This window comes from Streptomyces sp. NPDC104096 (assembly GCF_055584385.1).
This window is the reverse complement of the sequence record NZ_JBVJMD010000001.1, coordinates 160,706-175,573: the sequence shown is the minus strand read 5'-3', so window position 1 is coordinate 175,573 and position 14,868 is coordinate 160,706. Positions and strand designations below refer to the sequence as shown.

At 71.4% G+C, this 14,868-nt stretch carries 16 protein-coding genes and 3 tRNA genes; 7 read left to right on the top strand and 12 right to left on the bottom strand.

Annotated elements, in window-relative coordinates; genetic code table 11:
* Nucleotide 1 precedes the first annotated feature (1 nt).
* The 4 genes from ACZ60B_RS00865 to ACZ60B_RS00850 all read right to left on the bottom strand — a co-directional run bounded on the left by ACZ60B_RS00865 (nt 2) and on the right by ACZ60B_RS00850 (nt 1,021).
* Complete coding sequence (locus ACZ60B_RS00865; RefSeq protein WP_469383102.1) at nt 2-454, bottom strand: FAS1-like dehydratase domain-containing protein; 453 nt, start codon at nt 452-454, stop codon at nt 2-4.
* Nucleotides 455-574: 120 nt separating this feature from the next.
* Nucleotides 575-739 carry a 50S ribosomal protein L33 gene (gene rpmG, locus ACZ60B_RS00860; protein WP_003948671.1) on the bottom strand — a complete coding sequence of 55 codons (165 nt, stop codon included), beginning with the start codon at nt 737-739 and terminating at the stop codon, nt 575-577.
* Between the two features lie 90 nt (nt 740-829).
* Nucleotides 830-902, bottom strand: a tRNA-Met gene (locus tag ACZ60B_RS00855).
* Nucleotides 903-948: 46 nt separating this feature from the next.
* Nucleotides 949-1,021 (bottom strand) — tRNA-Thr (locus tag ACZ60B_RS00850).
* A gap of 402 nt (nt 1,022-1,423) precedes the next feature.
* Between ACZ60B_RS00850 and ACZ60B_RS00845 the strand changes: the two genes are divergently transcribed.
* On the top strand, nt 1,424-2,725 hold the full coding sequence (locus tag ACZ60B_RS00845; RefSeq protein WP_469383100.1) for an amidohydrolase family protein: 1,302 nt from the start codon (nt 1,424-1,426) through the stop codon (nt 2,723-2,725).
* A 110-nt stretch (nt 2,726-2,835) separates the two neighbouring features.
* Nucleotides 2,836-3,492 carry an NAD(P)H-binding protein gene (locus ACZ60B_RS00840; protein WP_469383099.1) on the top strand — a complete coding sequence of 219 codons (657 nt, stop codon included), beginning with the start codon at nt 2,836-2,838 and terminating at the stop codon, nt 3,490-3,492.
* Between the two features lie 77 nt (nt 3,493-3,569).
* Here the strand turns inward: ACZ60B_RS00840 and ACZ60B_RS00835 are convergent, their stop codons facing one another.
* Nucleotides 3,570-3,782, bottom strand: coding sequence for a hypothetical protein (locus tag ACZ60B_RS00835; RefSeq protein ID WP_152888533.1), 213 nt, complete (start codon nt 3,780-3,782; stop codon nt 3,570-3,572).
* A 128-nt stretch (nt 3,783-3,910) separates the two neighbouring features.
* On the opposite strand from ACZ60B_RS00835, the gene ACZ60B_RS00830 reads away from it, so the two are divergent.
* Nucleotides 3,911-4,213 carry a hypothetical protein gene (locus ACZ60B_RS00830; protein ID WP_469383096.1) on the top strand — a complete coding sequence of 101 codons (303 nt, stop codon included), beginning with the start codon at nt 3,911-3,913 and terminating at the stop codon, nt 4,211-4,213.
* Nucleotides 4,214-4,383: 170 nt separating this feature from the next.
* Here ACZ60B_RS00830 and ACZ60B_RS00825 read toward each other — a convergent pair whose 3' ends face one another.
* Together ACZ60B_RS00825 and ACZ60B_RS00820 are read right to left on the bottom strand one after the other, a co-directional pair.
* Entirely contained in the window at nt 4,384-4,941 is a 558-nt protein-coding gene (locus ACZ60B_RS00825) for an NUDIX hydrolase (RefSeq protein ID WP_469383095.1), read from the bottom strand.
* Nucleotides 4,931-6,298: a hypothetical protein gene (locus ACZ60B_RS00820; protein WP_469383093.1), complete on the bottom strand. Its 1,368-nt coding sequence runs from the start codon at nt 6,296-6,298 to the stop codon at nt 4,931-4,933. Before ACZ60B_RS00820 ends, ACZ60B_RS00825 begins: the two co-directional genes overlap by 11 nt.
* 191 nt (nt 6,299-6,489) lie before the next feature.
* Between ACZ60B_RS00820 and ACZ60B_RS00815 the strand changes: the two genes are divergently transcribed.
* Complete coding sequence (locus ACZ60B_RS00815; RefSeq protein WP_469383092.1) at nt 6,490-7,050, top strand: hypothetical protein; 561 nt, start codon at nt 6,490-6,492, stop codon at nt 7,048-7,050.
* A 488-nt stretch (nt 7,051-7,538) separates the two neighbouring features.
* Here ACZ60B_RS00815 and ACZ60B_RS00810 read toward each other — a convergent pair.
* A tRNA-Tyr gene (locus ACZ60B_RS00810) sits at nt 7,539-7,620 on the bottom strand.
* Between the two features lie 234 nt (nt 7,621-7,854).
* Between ACZ60B_RS00810 and ACZ60B_RS00805 the strand changes: the two genes are divergently transcribed.
* On the top strand, nt 7,855-8,343 hold the full coding sequence (locus tag ACZ60B_RS00805) for a YajQ family cyclic di-GMP-binding protein (RefSeq protein WP_469383090.1): 489 nt from the start codon (nt 7,855-7,857) through the stop codon (nt 8,341-8,343).
* A gap of 89 nt (nt 8,344-8,432) precedes the next feature.
* On the opposite strand, the gene ACZ60B_RS00800 is transcribed toward ACZ60B_RS00805, so the two are convergent.
* On the bottom strand, nt 8,433-8,699 hold the full coding sequence (locus tag ACZ60B_RS00800) for a GlsB/YeaQ/YmgE family stress response membrane protein (RefSeq protein ID WP_469383088.1): 267 nt from the start codon (nt 8,697-8,699) through the stop codon (nt 8,433-8,435).
* Nucleotides 8,700-8,864: 165 nt separating this feature from the next.
* Between ACZ60B_RS00800 and ACZ60B_RS00795 the strand changes: the two genes are divergently transcribed.
* Nucleotides 8,865-10,106 (top strand): APC family permease, encoded by a 1,242-nt coding sequence (locus tag ACZ60B_RS00795; RefSeq protein ID WP_469383086.1) that lies wholly within the window; start codon nt 8,865-8,867, stop codon nt 10,104-10,106.
* A 135-nt stretch (nt 10,107-10,241) separates the two neighbouring features.
* On the top strand, nt 10,242-10,643 hold the full coding sequence (locus ACZ60B_RS00790) for a YccF domain-containing protein (RefSeq protein WP_469383084.1): 402 nt from the start codon (nt 10,242-10,244) through the stop codon (nt 10,641-10,643).
* Between the two features lie 32 nt (nt 10,644-10,675).
* On the opposite strand, the gene htpX is transcribed toward ACZ60B_RS00790, so the two are convergent.
* The 3 genes from htpX to ACZ60B_RS00775 all read right to left on the bottom strand — a co-directional run bounded on the left by htpX (nt 10,676) and on the right by ACZ60B_RS00775 (nt 14,867).
* Entirely contained in the window at nt 10,676-11,539 is an 864-nt protein-coding gene (gene htpX, locus ACZ60B_RS00785) for a zinc metalloprotease HtpX (protein ID WP_469383082.1), read from the bottom strand.
* Nucleotides 11,540-11,727: 188 nt separating this feature from the next.
* Complete coding sequence (locus ACZ60B_RS00780) at nt 11,728-13,287, bottom strand: NADH-quinone oxidoreductase subunit N (protein WP_469383081.1); 1,560 nt, start codon at nt 13,285-13,287, stop codon at nt 11,728-11,730.
* A complete protein-coding gene (locus ACZ60B_RS00775; protein WP_469383079.1) occupies nt 13,284-14,867 on the bottom strand; it encodes an NADH-quinone oxidoreductase subunit M in 1,584 nt (527 codons plus the stop codon). The genes ACZ60B_RS00780 and ACZ60B_RS00775 overlap by 4 nt, the downstream gene beginning before the upstream one ends.
* Between the last annotated feature and the right edge of the window lies 1 nt (nt 14,868).

Here is a 14,868-nt window from a genome sequence, read left to right as displayed (position 1 = left end):
CTCACGCCTCCTCGGCCGCACGGGCCACCAGCTTGGTCCAGGCGGTCACGACGTGCTCGCCCGCCTCGTCGTGGACCTCGCCACGGATGTCCAGGATGTCGTTGCCGGCCATGGACTTGATCGCCTCGATGGTGGAGGTGACGCTCAGCCGGTCGCCGGCCCGCACCGGGCGGGTGTAGGCGAACTTCTGGTCGCCGTGCACCACCCGGCTGTAGTCCAGCCCGAGCTGCGGGTCCTCGACGACCTGGCCCGCGGCCTTGAAACTGATCGCGAAGACGAAGGTCGGCGGGGCGATCACATCGGGATGACCGAGCGCCTTGGCGGCCTCCGGGTCCGTGTACGCCGGATTGGTGTCACCCACCGCCTCCGCGAACTCCCGGATCTTCTCCCGCCCCACCTCGTAGGGCTCGGTGGGCGGATAGGTCCGCCCCACGAAGGACTGATCGAGCGCCATGGCCCGGCACCTCCTGCTGCTGTGCTGTCGACTGCTGTGATCGGCGGTGGCCCGAGGGTCCGCCGAAACGACACGAGGCCGCCCCCTGACTGCGGGGGCGGCCTCGTGTACGAGCCTGATTTATCGCGTTTCGCGGTGCGCGGTGTGCGCGTTGCAACGCGGGCAGTGCTTCTTCATCTCCAGTCGGTCCGGGTTGTTACGCCGGTTCTTCTTGGTGATGTAGTTCCGCTCCTTGCACTCCACGCAGGCCAGCGTGATCTTCGGGCGGACGTCGGTGGCAGCCACGTGAGTGCTCCTTGACGAACGGATAGGACTGATTTAACGCAAGAAAGAGTAGCCGATCGAAGGACCGACCCCACAATCGGCTACTGTCAGTAGCGGTGACCGGACTTGAACCGGTGACACAGCGATTATGAGCCGCTTGCTCTACCGACTGAGCTACACCGCTTTGATGCGATCGGACCCCGTCTTGCGACGGGGACCTCTCCCACCAGAGCCCCAATACGGAATCGAACCGTAGACCTTCTCCTTACCATGGAGACGCTCTGCCGACTGAGCTATTGGGGCGAGCGATGAAGACATTACACGGTCCGCCGCCGTTCACCCAAATCCGTTCCGCGCCGGGCCCCGGGGCCCGGGCGGAGCCCCGCGCCAGGGCGGTTGCACGGCGGGCGCGAGGCGGGTGCGGGAGGGGTTCGGGACGGGGCCGGAGGGGATTCGGGGCGGATTCGACGATTCCGCTCACGGGTCCCATGCGCCCCTCCCGATTCGCTTCCACCCCGCTCACGTCGGCTTTCTGTAAGCAGGATCACAGCGGGACGGGGTCAGGGCCACACCGGTACGACTATTGCGCTCCTCCCCGACGCGGGCAGACGGCCGCCCTAGGCTCGACTCACTCTGCGTGATCTTGCGCCCAGTCGTCCGTGCGCGGCCCCGAGCCGGCCCCGATCCCCGAGTCCTTGGAGCGCGATGCCCGACAGCCAGCCGCCGCAGCCCCACTCGTCGTCCTCCTCCTTGCCGTCCGGGTCCTCGGGACAGCCGGGCTGTCCGGGACATCCGGACCAGGTCGACCCGGCTCCCCTGCTGTTGTGCGGGGCGCGGCTCACGGACGGCCGGGTCGTGGACGTACGGCTGGGCGGCGGACGCATCGAGGCGGTCGGCACCGCCGGGAGCCTGGCGGCGGAGGCGGCCCGCGGATGCGCCGCCCGGGTGGACCTCGACGGCTATCTGCTCCTGCCGGCCCCGGCCGAACCGCACGCCCACGCCGACACCGCGCTCTCGGCCGACGAGGGCGGACCGGTCTCGCACGATCCCCGGGACGTCCAGCGCCGGGCGACGGAGGCCGCGCTGCTGCAACTGGGGTACGGCGCCACCGCGCTGCGGGCGCACGTGCGCGTGGGCGACGTCCAGGGGCTGAGCGCGCTGGCCGCCGTCCTCCGGGCCCGGCGCTCGCTGCGCGGGCTCACCGCCCTGACGACGGTGGCGGTGCCACGGCTGCTGACCGGGGTGGCCGGGGCCGACGGCCTGGCCGTACTGCGGGACGCGATGAAGATGGGCGCCTCCGTGGTGGGCGGCTGCCCGGACCTGGACGTGGATCCGACCGGCTATGTCGAAGCCGTGCTGGAGGTCGCCTCGGAGCACGGCTGCCCGGTCGACCTGCACACCGACGCGGCCGACCCGGCCCGCCTCGCCCGGCTCGCGGCGATGGCGGGCGGGCTGCGGCCCGGGGTGAGCCTCGGCCCCTGCGGCGGCCTCGGCCGGCTGCCCGTCGAGGCGGTCTCGCGCGTCGCGGACCAGCTGGCGGCGGCCGGGGTGACGGTGGTGTGCCTGCCGCAGGGCGGCTGCGGAGGCGTCGACCGGCGGGGTACCGCTCCGGTACGGCTGCTGCGCGCGGCCGGTGTGCGCGTCGCCGCCGGGAGCGGCGCGCTGCGGGACGTCTCGAACCCCGTGGGCCGCGGCGACCCCCTGGAGGCGGCCTACCTGCTGGCCTCCCGGCACGGGCTGCACCCCGAGGACGCGTACGACACCGTGAGCGCGTCCGCGCGAGCCGCCCTGGGTCTGCCCGAGGTCCGGGTGGAGGCGGGCTTCCCGGCCGATCTCCTGGCCGTGCGCGGCAACCGGCTGACGGAGGCGCTGTCGCCTGCGTACAGCCGGATCGTGGTGCACCAGGGGCGGGTGGTGACCCGGACGAGCGCGGTACGGGAGTACTTCAACCCGGCCGCGGCGGTGGAGCCGGGCCTGCCGCGGCAGGGGCGCGGCGGGGTGTCCTGAGGGAGCGCGGCCGTCGGCATGGACGCCGGTCGCCGGCGCCGCCACCAGGTGCGGGCGACACGGGCGAAGCCGTGCGGCGGACCCGCCTGTCCGGGCGTACGGTCGGAGACATGCGCATTGTCATCGCTGGTGGTCATGGTCAGATCGCGCTGCGGCTGGAGCGGCTGTTGTCCGCGCGCGGGGAAGAGGTCGCGGGAATCATCCGTAAGGGCGAACAGGGCGACGATCTGCGGGAGGTCGGTGCCGAACCGGTCCTGCTCGACCTGGAGTCGGCCTCGGTCGAGGAGGTCGCGGCACACCTCCAGGGCGCGGACGCCGCGGTGTTCGCGGCGGGTGCGGGTCCGGGCAGCGGAGCGGGCCGCAAGGACACGGTGGACAAGGCCGCGGCGGTGCTGTTCGCGGACGCGGCGGTCCGGGCGAAGGTGCGGCGCTTCGTGGTCGTCTCCTCGATGGGAGCGGACCCGGCCCACCAGGGGGACGACGTCTTCGACGTCTATCTGCGGGCCAAGGGCGCGGCCGACGCGCACGTGCGGAACCTGGAGGCGCTGGACTGGACGATCCTGCGCCCCGGTTCCCTGACGGACGACGCCGGCACCGGCCTGGTCCGCCTGGAGGCGCACACCGGGCGCGGTTCCGTGACACGGGACGACGTGGCCGCCGTACTGGCGGAGTTGGTGGACACCCCGGCGACGGCGGGTCTGGTCCTGGAGCTGATCGGCGGGTCGACACCGGTGTCGGTCGCGGTGAAGTCGATCGCGGGGAACTGACCGCACCGGTGACACCGCTCCGGTCCCCCGAACGGCCGTACGGCACGGACGTGTTCCAGGACCGGGGCGCCCGCGTTCTAGAACAGCGGCATCTGGCCGGGGAACTCCGGCACGGCGTAACCGTCCAGGGTGGGCTGGGCCGCGCCCAGCGAGGCGGCCCGGCGCGAGCCGGGACATGAGGTGAGCGCGCCGTTCTCCCGTGCCCCGGGCGGGTCGTGCCGGGCGTACCGGCCCGCGACCACGGCGATCTCGCGACGGCACTCGGGGCAGCTTCTGCGGCGGGAGGACATGGAATCAGTGTGCCCTGCAACGGTCCTGACGGCACAACCGCTCCGCGATACGGCCGTACCGGCGGAGCTCGTGCGGGTCGCGGGCGCCGACGCGCGGAAACCCGCTCGCGTACCTAGGCTCCGTGCACGTGGCAGACACCTTCGAGGAACTCGTGGAGAAACAGCGCGCCGCGAACGAGGCGCATCTGAGGGTCCTGCAGCTGCGGGACACCTACGGCGCCCCCACGACCGCGTCGTGGACGCAGCAGCAGACCGACACGTACGAGACCGCCTGGCGGGCCTGGCGGGACCTGGCACGGGACGTACAGGCCTCCGTGACCGACTACGCGAAGGACGAGGGCAGGTCGCGCCACGACGTCGAGGCGGACGTGAAGCAGGCGGCGGGCCCGGAGCCCGAGGAAACCCTGGAGGAGCGTGGAAAGTCCGGCTGAACGGACGACCGACACCGGGCCGAGGACCGCCCGACCGCGCCGATCGGACACGCACCACCCCCCGGCCCGCCTGGCCAAGGGCCCGTGACCTGTCGTTACGCAGGTCGCGGGTCCTTCGTTCCCGGGTGGCGGCACCAGGATTCGAACCGGGGAAGGCGAAGCCGGCGGATTCACGGGCCCTTGGCCGCGTTGGACGCCCCGAGCGCGGCGAGCGTGAAGGCGTCCCGCAACTCTCCCGCACGGATCGCCTGTGCGATCTCGTCCGGACCCCACCAGCGCGCGTCGGCGATCTCGCCGTCGCCGGCCGGGTCGGGGCGCGGTGGGGCGTCGTCCTGGACCGAGACCTCGACGACGGCGACCTCGCTCTCCAGCATGCCGGAGTCGACGTCCAGGTACGCCACCACAGCCGCCGCGGTGCCGACCAGTCCCGTCTCCTCGGCCAGTTCGCGCAGCGCGTCCGGGACCGGATCGGCCTCGCCGAAGCCGCGCGGGAGTTCCCAGGCCCACCGGCCGATCGTCGGTCGCCACTGGCGAACCAGCAGGATGTCGTCACCTCGTCGGGCCAGTACCAGGACTCCGGTGCGGCCTCCGCCGAGGCGGATCCGGTGCCGGACGGTCTCGGCGCCGGACGGCAGGCGGTAGGTGTCGAGGTGGACCTCGCACCATCGCCCGCCGTCAGCATCCGTGTAGGCCTTGTGGGTACGCGTGCGTGGCGCCTCAGCTTCCATCGGACCCTCCCCCTGTCGCTCCGGGGAGCTCTATCACGTCGTACCGCCCCCGGAAGTCGGTCAGGCGGGTCACGCCCGCCGATACGGCCGCGACGACGACCGGTGCGAGCGCTCCACCCGCGCCGGCGGCGAACGCCTCGGGCATCCCCTGGCCGAGCAGGCTGGTCGCCAGGCTCATTCCGCCGCCCGCGACCGTCTGAGTGGTGACTCCCCTCGCGGACTGTACGAACCGCTGGAGACGGGTCACCGGCACCTCGTGCCCGCCGGCCGGTGGCTCCTTCGTACGCTCCGCGAGCAGATCGCCCACCTCCTGCAGTGCGGCGAGGTCACGCCGGTGCCACCAGTCGGTCAGGGCGTCGGCCGCGTCATCCGTGTAACGCTGCCACTGCGCGCCGCTCATCAGGCCGAGCCGTAACTCGAACCGGGTCGGATAGACCACGACCGGGGTCTGCTCCACCAGCGCCGCCGCCTCCCGGCGCCGGATGCCGCGTCGCGGCGAGGTCAGCCCGAGCAGGCAGCCTTCGCCCGCCGCGATGGCCCGGTAGTACGTCTCGTCGAAGGACTCGCGCAGCGTCCGTGCGTCCGCCTGCGCCGCGGGGTCACCGGAGCGCAGCAGGGAATCGAGGCGCTCGTACAGACGGCTGCGGCTGGGCAGGCCGTTCACGTCGAACTCCCCGCCGGTCCAGGCGGCGAGCACCGACCGGCCCTCGTCGCTCGCCGTGTCCTCCGGGCGCGGCGGGGGGCGCAGCGCGTACGCGGTCGCGTAATCGGCCGGCGTCAAGGGGCTGACCTCCAACAGCCCGCGCTCGGCGGCCTCCAGCCAGTCACGCCACCGGGCGACCGTGCGCCGCCGCAGCGGAGCGTCGAGGACACCGGTCGCCGCCAGCAACCGGTCCGCCATGCCGACAGGCCCCTCCGTGGCGAGGGCCGAGACCGCGGCCTCGCCGTCCGCGCGGACGGCGAGCTCCCGCTGGAGTCGCAGGCACTGTTCGTCGGTGACCGGGAGGGAGGAGAAGAGGAAACCGGTCGAGAGCATCGCGATCAGTTGTCCGGCCAGGTCGGCGTTCCGGGAGTTCACCCGGATCGGCAGTACCGCACCACCGCCGATCGCCCGGATGGCCAACTCGTCGAGCAGTGCGGCGGGCCGGAGCGCCGCGAAGGCGGCGCCGTCGAGCAGTTGGGGATAGGTCAGGAAAAGAGAGCCGCCCTGGACGACTTCCCAACGCAGCCGCCCGAGCAGTTCCGCCCGCTCCAGCGAGGTCGGTCGCTCCACCGGGGCGCTGCCCCCGGGCGCTCGGGCGCTCAGCCTGGCCCGCTGCCGCACGCTGTCCCACCCCGTGCTGAGGACCGCGGTCATGTGTCAGCCCTTTCTACGGCGTCCATGCAGGAGCCAGTTCAGCAGGTGCCGCATCGAACAGGACCGAATACCGCATGAAACAAGGCCGATTGGGAACCCACGCGCCCGCCCCTCCATCCTCCTGGTCCCGAGTCCCCGAAGCCGCACCGATCCACGGCCAGGCGGCCGGGACCCCGTCACAAGGATGTGAGATGCCCAGGCTGAAGCAGAGCCGTACGGCGGCCGGATGCCTGGCGGCAGCAGTGCTGCTGACGTCTGGATGCGCTGTCCTCGACAGCAGCGCTGCTGATGCCGGAGGGCCGGGCGCGTCCTACGAGCAGGCGTACGCCGACCACGAGCCGTTGCACGTGGTCGGCTACCCCTCCACCGGCTCTCTGCTGGTGGTGCAGAAGCTCGTGTGGGACATCGCCGACGGCAAAACGGATGACCTTCGCAAGCTGGCGACCAGCGACAGTGACGAGACGGACGCCCGGAAGACCGCCGAGAACTGGATCAAGGGCTTCGGTGCCGGCGCCCGTCGCAACGTGACTGGCGATTTCTATGACGACGGCTCAGAGCGACAGGTCGTGGTCCTGTACTTCCATGACACCCGCCAGGTCAAAGAGTTCACCGTTCGGCTCGATGGCGACGCGGGCAACGAGAACTGGAGGGTTCTGATGAAGTCGACCGATTTCAAGGACGCGACCCGTACTCCCGGCTGGGTGCCGAAAGAGCCGGGAGGAACCGGCTCCAGAATGAAGAACAGCAACTGATCGCATGAGCACCCCGGGCCCCCGCCCTCCGGAACGAGCCGGAGGGCGGGGGCCCGTCGACTCCCACGCCACGGCGCCCCCGCACCCCCTGGTCCGCAACAGCGCCGATCCTTCGACCGGGCGCTGACCTGCTGTTTGTCTCACAGGGGTGATCCAATCCCGGTCCACACGCAGCGATCCAAGACAAAACGGCGACCACCCGCTACGGCAGGACCGCCACCATCTACCTCGCCGGACTCCACCTCGCCGCCGTTTTCATCTGGTCCGCGAAGTGATCCGAGGGAAACGTCCTGGTGCCACTGGCCGGTGGATCGAACCCGAGTGATCATGCTCACCGCTGGGGGACACCTGGGGGACACGCACTGATCGACGGTGGGAAACGGGCGGTACGAGGTGAGACACGTCCACGCCGAATCGAACAAGGTGGGAAAACGAGAAACCCCCTCCGATCAGGTACTGGACCTGATCAGAGGGGGTTTCCCTCCGGGTGGCGGCGCCAGGATTCGAACCTGGGAAGGCGAAGCCGGCAGATTTACAGTCTGCTCCCTTTGGCCGCTCGGGCACACCGCCGGGGTTGCTGCCCTTCGCACCGCTTGTCGGCGGTGTTCCCTGGCAACGACGTAAACAATACCCGATGAGGAGGGGTGCTTCGCCACCCGATTGATCGCCACTCGCGAGGGGCGGGGTGGCTAGGCTTGTGCGGATGCGGCCCCGATCCCCGGCGGGCTCGGCGGCAGCCCCGTGTACGGCGGCACACAGCCGGTACGGACCCGATTCGCCCTCAGATACAAGGAGCCACAGGACATGGCCGACTCCAGTTTCGACATCGTCTCGAAGGTCGAGCGGCAGGAGGTCGACAACGCCCTCAACCAGACCGCCAAGGAGATCTCGCAGCGCTACGACTTCAAGGGCGTGGGTGCCTCGATCTCGTGGTCCGGCGAGAAGATCCTGATGGAGGCGAACTCCGAGGACCGGGTGAAGGCCGTCCTCGACGTCTTCGAGACCAAGCTGGTCAAGCGGGGCATCTCGCTCAAGGCGCTGGACGCGGGCGAGCCGCAGCTCTCCGGCAAGGAGTACAAGATCTTCGCCTCCATCGAGGAGGGCATCTCCCAGGAGAACGCCAAGAAGGTGGCGAAGATCATCCGCGACGAGGGCCCGAAGGGTGTGAAGGCCCAGGTGCAGGGCGACGAACTGCGCGTCAGCTCCAAGAGCCGTGACGACCTTCAGGCCATCATCGCCCTGCTGAAGGGCAAGGACTTCGACTTCGCGCTTCAGTTCGTGAACTACCGGTAGTTCCGGCGCGTCGGGCGCGTCGGCGCCGGGCGGACGCGAGGGAGGGGTGGGCGCCGTCGGTGCCCACCCCTCCCTCGCGTGTGTCGGGATCAGTCGCGTGAGTTGCCGAACAGCAGGCGGTAGACGATGAGGAGCACGAGCGCTCCGCCGATCGCCGCCGCCCAGGTGGCGCCGTCGTAGAAGTCCTTGGCGATCGGGTGGTCCAGCCAGCGCGCCGATATCCAGCCGCCGAGGAACGCGCCCACGATGCCGATCACGGTCGTGCCGATGAAGCCGCCCGGGTCACGGCCCGGCAGCAGGAACTTGGCGATGGCTCCGGCCAACAGACCCAGGATGATCCAGCTGATGATGCTCATGCCGTGAACCTGCCCCTCCAGGTTGTGCTTGCACTGTCCCGGCGCTGTGACTTTCTTCCGGCCGGGCCGTGTTCCGCCGTTCTCGCCACGCCCGTTCATGGCGTGTCGGCCAGGAAGACGTCACCGCGCCTCCCGGCGGTTGCGGCGGTCAGTAGGGTGCCGCCCATGACACAGTCCGGCTCTGAACTGCGGCGGACGCTGGGCGTGGGCGACGCCGTCGTCATCGGTCTCGGCTCGATGATCGGCGCCGGCGTCTTCGCGGCCCTGGGGCCGGCGGCGCGCGCCGCCGGCTCCGGGCTGCTGCTCGGGCTCGCCCTGGCCGCGGTGGTCGCGTACTGCAACGCCACCTCGTCCGCCCGGCTCGCGGCCCGGTATCCCGCCTCGGGCGGCACGTACGTGTACGGACGCGAGCGGCTCGGGGCGTTCTGGGGGTATCTCGCGGGCTGGTCGTTCGTGGTCGGCAAGACCGCCTCGTGCGCGGCGATGGCGCTGACGGTGGGCACGTACCTCTGGCCGGGGCAGGCACACGCGGTGGCGGTGGCGGCCGTGGTGGCGTTGACCGCGGTGAACTACGGCGGCGTCCAGAAGTCGGCGTGGCTGACGCGGTCGATCGTGGCGGTGGTGCTGGCCGTGCTCGCCGCCGTGGTGGTCGTGTGCCTGGGGTCCGGGGCGTCCGGTGCCGGACGGCTGGGCGCGGGCGCCTCCGGGGGCGTGGGCGGGGTGCTCCAGGCCGCCGGGCTGCTGTTCTTCGCGTTCGCCGGGTACGCGCGCATCGCGACCCTCGGCGAGGAGGTACGGGATCCCGCGCGCACCATTCCGCGGGCGGTCCCGCTGGCCCTCGGCATCACGCTGGTGGTGTACGCGTGCGTGGCGGTGGCCGCCCTGTCCGTGCTGGGACCGGACGGGCTCGCGCGCGCCACGGCACCGCTGGCGGACGCGGTACGGGCGGCCGGGGTGCCGGCGCTGGTGCCGGTGGTCCGGGCCGGGGCGGCGCTGGCCGCTCTGGGGTCGCTCCTCGCGCTGATCCTCGGCGTCTCGCGGACCACGCTGGCCATGGCCCGGGACCGGCATCTGCCGGGCGCGCTGGCCGCCGTGCATCCGCGGTTCCAGGTACCGCACCGGGCCGAGCTGGCCGTGGGGGCGGTGGTCGCGGTGCTCGCCGCCACGGTGGACCTGCGCGGCGCGATCGGCTTCTCCTCCTTCGGCGTGCTGACGTACTACGCGGTCGCCAACGCCTCGGCCTGGACCCTCGACCCGCGCCCGGCGGCACGGATGGTGCCCGTGGCGGGGCTGCTGGGGTGCGTGGTGCTGGCGTTCGCGCTGCCGTGGGGATCGGTGGCGGTGGGCGCGGGTGTGCTGGCCGTGGGGGTCGTTCTGTACGGCGTACGGCGGTGGCGGCGAGGGTGATCCCGGGGATGTCCGTCTCCGGATGTTCCCGATCACGCCACAAGGTCGCCGCAGCCCGCGGTCGGGCGCTCCGCCCGCTCATACTTGTCCGGGACGGACGGTGTCCGCGCAGCCACCTGGGGAGAGGTACTGATCATGAAGCTGTTCAACCTGTTGCTGAACATCCTGTGGCTGGTCTTCTGCGGTATCTGGATGGCCATCGCGTACACGGTCGCCGCCCTGATCTGTTTCGTGCTGATCATCACGATCCCGTTCGGGATCGCGTCGCTGCGCATCGCCGGGTTCGTGCTGTGGCCCTTCGGCCGGACCACGGTGGAACGGCCGGGCGCCGGAGCCGGGTCCTTCATCGGCAACGTCATCTGGGTGATCTTCGCGGGCTGGTGGCTGGCCCTGGCTCACCTGGTCACCAGCATCCCGCTCTTCGTGTCGATCATCGGCATCCCGTTCGGCTGGGCCAACCTGAAGCTGATCCCGATCTCCCTGATGCCGCTGGGCCGGGAAGTGGTCTCGACGGACGAGCGGTTCGGCGGCCGCTGACCGGGGTTGTGCGCGGCGGACGCCGACCGGGCCTACGACCGGCGGCCCGCCATCCGCTCCAGGCGGGCGATGCGCTCCGCCATCGGCGGGTGGGTGGAGAACATCTTCGACAGCCCCTGGCCGGGCCGGAACGGGTTCGCGATCATCATGTGGCTCGCGGTCTCGATGCGCGGCTCGGGAGGCAGCGGCAGTTGCTTGGTGCCGGCGTCGAGCTTGCGCAGGGCGCTGGCGAGCGCTATCGGATCGCCGGTGAGCTGGGCGCCGGAGGCGTCGGCCTCGTACTCCCGGGAGCGGCTGATGGCCAGTTGGATGACGGAGGCCGCGAGCGGGCCCAGGATCATGATCAGCAACAGGCCCAGGAAGCCGGGGCCGTCGTCGTCGTCCGAGCGGCCGACCGGGATGAGCCAGGCGAAGTTGACCAGGAACATGATCACCGACGCGAGGGCGCCGGCGACGGACGAGATCAGGATGTCGCGGTTGTAGACGTGGCTGAGCTCATGGCCGATGACCCCGCGCAGTTCGCGCTCGTCCAGGATCCGCAGGATGCCCTCGGTGCAGCACACGGCGGCGTTGCGCGGGTTGCGGCCGGTCGCGAAGGCGTTCGGGGCCTCCGTCGGGGAGATGTACAGGCGCGGCATGGGCTGGCGGGCCTGGGTGGAGAGCTCGCGGACCATGCGGTAGAGCGCCGGGGCCTCGAACTCGCTGACCGGGCGGGCACGCATCGCGCGTAGCGCCAGTTTGTCGCTGTTCCAGTACGCGTACGCGTTGGTGCCGAGAGCGACGACGACCGCGGCGATCAGGCCCGTACGGCCGAAGAAGCTGCCGATCAGGATGATGAGTGCGGACAGTCCCCCGAGGAGGACTGCGGTCCTGAGCCCGTTGTGCCGGCGGTGCACGGTACGCCCTCCAAGTGGTGCAGCAGGGGAACCCTTTGCTTGCTGTCTCCGATGCCACTGGTGTCGTGTCACGTCCAGTGGACCCTCCCGCTCTCGACAACGCCAGGCGGGAGCGCCGAGTTCCCTTGTGCCCGCGCGAGCGCGCGTACGCCGTCCGGGTGACGGGTCCGCCTACCGCCGCGCCGGTCTCAGAACAGCCCGGTGGCGGCGAAGCGCAGGACCAGCTGCGGCGCGCCGGACAGGACGACGCCCAGGACGCCGGTCAGGGCGATGGCGGCGGTGAGGGGCGCCGGGACGCGATGCCGCTCGGGCTCGCCCTCGGGCGCGCGGAACAGCAGCGTCGTCCACTGGAGGTAGTAGAAGAGGGCGATCACCACGTTGACGGCCATCACCACCGCGAGCCATCCCAGGCCCGCGTCGACGGCCGCCGAGAAGACGGTGACCTTCGCGAACAGGCCGATGACGCCCGGCGGCAGCCCGGCGAGGCAGAGCAGGAAGAAGGCCAGGAGCAGGGCGGCCAGGGGGTTCGAGGCGTAGAGGCCGCGGTAGTCCGTGAGGCGGTTCAGGGGGCTCCTGCGGCCGACCATGGCGGCCACCGCGAAGGCGCCCAGGTTCACGGCCGCGTACATGAGGGCGTACGCGAGCGTGGAGCCGACCGACTTCTGGGGGTCGTCGGAGTACGCGGCGGCGGCGATCGGTACGAGGAGGTAGCCGGCCTGGCCGACCGACGACCACGCGAGCAGCCGTACCGCGCTGTACGCGCGCGTGGCCTGCTGGCGCAGCGCGCCGACGTTGCCGACGGTCATGGTGAGGGCGGCCAGCGCGGCCAGCGCCGGGCCCCAGGCGTGGGCGTACGACGGGAGGGCGACGACGGTGACGAGGATCAGCCCGGAGAAGCCGACCGCCTTGCCGACCACCGACAGGTAGGCGGCGACGGGGAGGGGTGCTCCCACGTAGGTGTCGGGCACCCAGAAGTGGAAGGGGACGGCGGCCGTCTTGAAGGCGAACCCGACGAGGGTGAGGACGACGCCGGCCGCGGCGAGGGTGTGGAGGCGGCCGTCGACGTGCTGGATGCGGTCGGCGACCTGGGTGAGGTAGAGGCTGCCGGTGCAGGCGTAGACGAAGCTGATGCCCATCAGGCTGACCGCGGTCGCGGTCACCGAGGACAGGAAGAACTTCAGCGCCGCCTCGGAGGACTTCCGGTCGCCGTGCCGGATGCCCACCAGGGCGAACGCGGGCAGGGAGGCGACCTCCAGGGCGACGACGAGGGTGGCGAGGTCGCGGGAGGCGGGCAGCAGGGCGGCGCCCGCGGCGGAGGAGAGCAGCAGGAACCAGTACTCCCCCTCGGGCAGTCCCTTGTCGGCGTCCTTCAGGGTGGTGACGGACAGGAGCGCCGCGAGGAGGGCGCCGCCGAGGACCAGGAACTGCACGACGAGGGTGAAGCGGTCCACGGTGTAGCTGCACACCGCCGGGTCGCCGCTGAGGCAGAAGGTGGAGCGGTCGCCGTCGAGGAGGGGCAGCAGCAGGAGTGCGGCCGCGGCGAGTCCCGCGACCGACGTCCAGCCGAGCACGGCCTTCCTGGCCTCGGGCAGGAACAGGTCGGCGACGAGGACGGCGAGTCCCACCACGGCCGCGAGGGTGGGCGGCGCGACGGCGAGCCAGTCGACGGACTGGACCACGGACTGGGCGGCGGACTGTGCCGTGGACTCGGCCAGGGGCTGGGCCGCGGGCAGGGCCAGGGCGCTCATCGGGTGCCTCCTGCGAGGAGCTGCTGCACGGCCGGGTCGGTCAGGCCGAGAAGGGCCCTCGGCCACAGTCCGGCCACGACGGTGAGGACGACGAGCGGGGTCCAGGCCGCGAACTCGTAGGTCTGGACGTCGGCGAGCCGCCAGGTCGGCTGCGGGGCCGACGGGACGGCGCCCATGCAGACGCGCCGGACCACGATGAGCATGTACGCGGCCGTGAGCAGCGTGCCGAACGCGGCGATCGCCATGAAGGTGAGGAAGGCGGGGCGGCTGAGGCCCGCGGCGGGGTCGAACGCGCCGAACAGCGCCAGCATCTCGCCCCAGAACCCGGCGAGGCCGGGCAGGCCGAGCGAGGCGACCGCGGCGAAGGCGAGCAGGCCGCCCAGGCGCGGGGCCCTGCCGTAGAGCGCTGCGCCGGTCCCCTCGGCGAGGGTGTCGAGGTCGGTGCTGCCGGTGCGCTCCTTCAGGGCGCCGACCAGGAAGAAGAGCAGGCCGGTGATGAGGCCGTGGGCGATGTTGGCGAACAGGGCGCCGTTCACGCCGGTCGGGGTCATGGTCGCGATGCCGAGCAGGACGAAGCCCATGTGGCCGACGGAGGAGTAGGCGATCAGGCGCTTGAGGTCGCCCTTCGCGCCCTGCTTAGCGAGGGCGAGGCAGGCCAGGGATCCGTAGACGATCCCGACGACGGCGAAGGCGGCGAGGTAGGGCGCGAAGGTGCTCAGGCCGTCGGGCGTGATCGGCAGGAGGATGCGTACGAACCCGTAGGTGCCCATCTTCAGCAGCACGCCGGCCAGCAGGACCGAACCGACGGTCGGCGCGGCGGTGTGGGCGTCGGGCAGCCAGCTGTGCAGCGGCCACATCGGCGTCTTCACCGCGAGTCCGATCCCGATCGCCAGAGCGGCGATGACCTGCACGGATGTGGTCAGCGACCGGCCGTTGTCAGTGGCGAGTGCCACCATGTCGAACGTGCCCGCCTTGATTCCGATCAGGAGCAGGCCGAGCAGCATGACGACCGAACCGAGCAGCGTGAAGAGGATGAACTTCCAGGCCGCCTGGGCCCGCCCGGCGCCGCCCCAGCGGGCGATGAGGAAGTACATCGGGATCAGGACCGTCTCGAAGGCGAGGAAGAACAGCAGCAGGTCGAGGACGGCGAAGGTGGCGAGGGTGCCGGACTCCAGGACGAGCAGCAGCGCGACGAACGCCTTCGGGGCCGGCCCCGCGGGCGGCTTGAAGTAGGAGTACAGCGCGCACAGGAAGGTCAGCAGCGCGGTCAGGACCAGGAGGGGGAGGGAGATGCCGTCGACGCCGAGGTGGATCCGCACGCCGAGTGCGGGGATCCAGCTGATGTCCGTACTGGCCTGCATCTTCGACGGGTGGTCGTGGTCGAAGCCGAGCGCCAGGACGATCGCGGCCAGGAGGACGACGCCGGTGACGGTCACGCCGTGCCGCAGCACGGCCTGCCCGGGCGACTTCCCCTTCAGTCCGGGCGGGGCCGGCAGCAGAGCGGCGACGGCGCCGAGGAGCGGGCCGACGACGACGAACGCCAGAAGGAACTGCATCACGGACTCGTTGATATCGATCACG

What these genes read in the sequence shown, in the direction of transcription:
- ACZ60B_RS00825 (WP_469383095.1), bottom strand. Translation starts at nt 4,941, where the DNA reads ATGGAAGCTGAGGCGCCACGCACGCGTACCCACAAGGCCTACACGGAT.
- ACZ60B_RS00840 (WP_469383099.1), top strand. Translation starts at nt 2,836, where the DNA reads ATGCGCATTGTCATCGCTGGTGGTCATGGTCAGATCGCGCTGCGGCTG.
- ACZ60B_RS00780 (WP_469383081.1), bottom strand. Translation starts at nt 13,287, where the DNA reads ATGAGCGCCCTGGCCCTGCCCGCGGCCCAGCCCCTGGCCGAGTCCACG.
- ACZ60B_RS00815 (WP_469383092.1), top strand. Translation starts at nt 6,490, where the DNA reads ATGCCCAGGCTGAAGCAGAGCCGTACGGCGGCCGGATGCCTGGCGGCA.
- ACZ60B_RS00845 (WP_469383100.1), top strand. Translation starts at nt 1,424, where the DNA reads ATGCCCGACAGCCAGCCGCCGCAGCCCCACTCGTCGTCCTCCTCCTTG.
- ACZ60B_RS00820 (WP_469383093.1), bottom strand. Translation starts at nt 6,298, where the DNA reads ATGACCGCGGTCCTCAGCACGGGGTGGGACAGCGTGCGGCAGCGGGCC.
- ACZ60B_RS00835 (WP_152888533.1), bottom strand. Translation starts at nt 3,782, where the DNA reads ATGTCCTCCCGCCGCAGAAGCTGCCCCGAGTGCCGTCGCGAGATCGCC.
- ACZ60B_RS00800 (WP_469383088.1), bottom strand. Translation starts at nt 8,699, where the DNA reads ATGAGCATCATCAGCTGGATCATCCTGGGTCTGTTGGCCGGAGCCATC.
- ACZ60B_RS00790 (WP_469383084.1), top strand. Translation starts at nt 10,242, where the DNA reads ATGAAGCTGTTCAACCTGTTGCTGAACATCCTGTGGCTGGTCTTCTGC.
- ACZ60B_RS00865 (WP_469383102.1), bottom strand. Translation starts at nt 454, where the DNA reads ATGGCGCTCGATCAGTCCTTCGTGGGGCGGACCTATCCGCCCACCGAG.
- ACZ60B_RS00795 (WP_469383086.1), top strand. Translation starts at nt 8,865, where the DNA reads ATGACACAGTCCGGCTCTGAACTGCGGCGGACGCTGGGCGTGGGCGAC.
- ACZ60B_RS00805 (WP_469383090.1), top strand. Translation starts at nt 7,855, where the DNA reads ATGGCCGACTCCAGTTTCGACATCGTCTCGAAGGTCGAGCGGCAGGAG.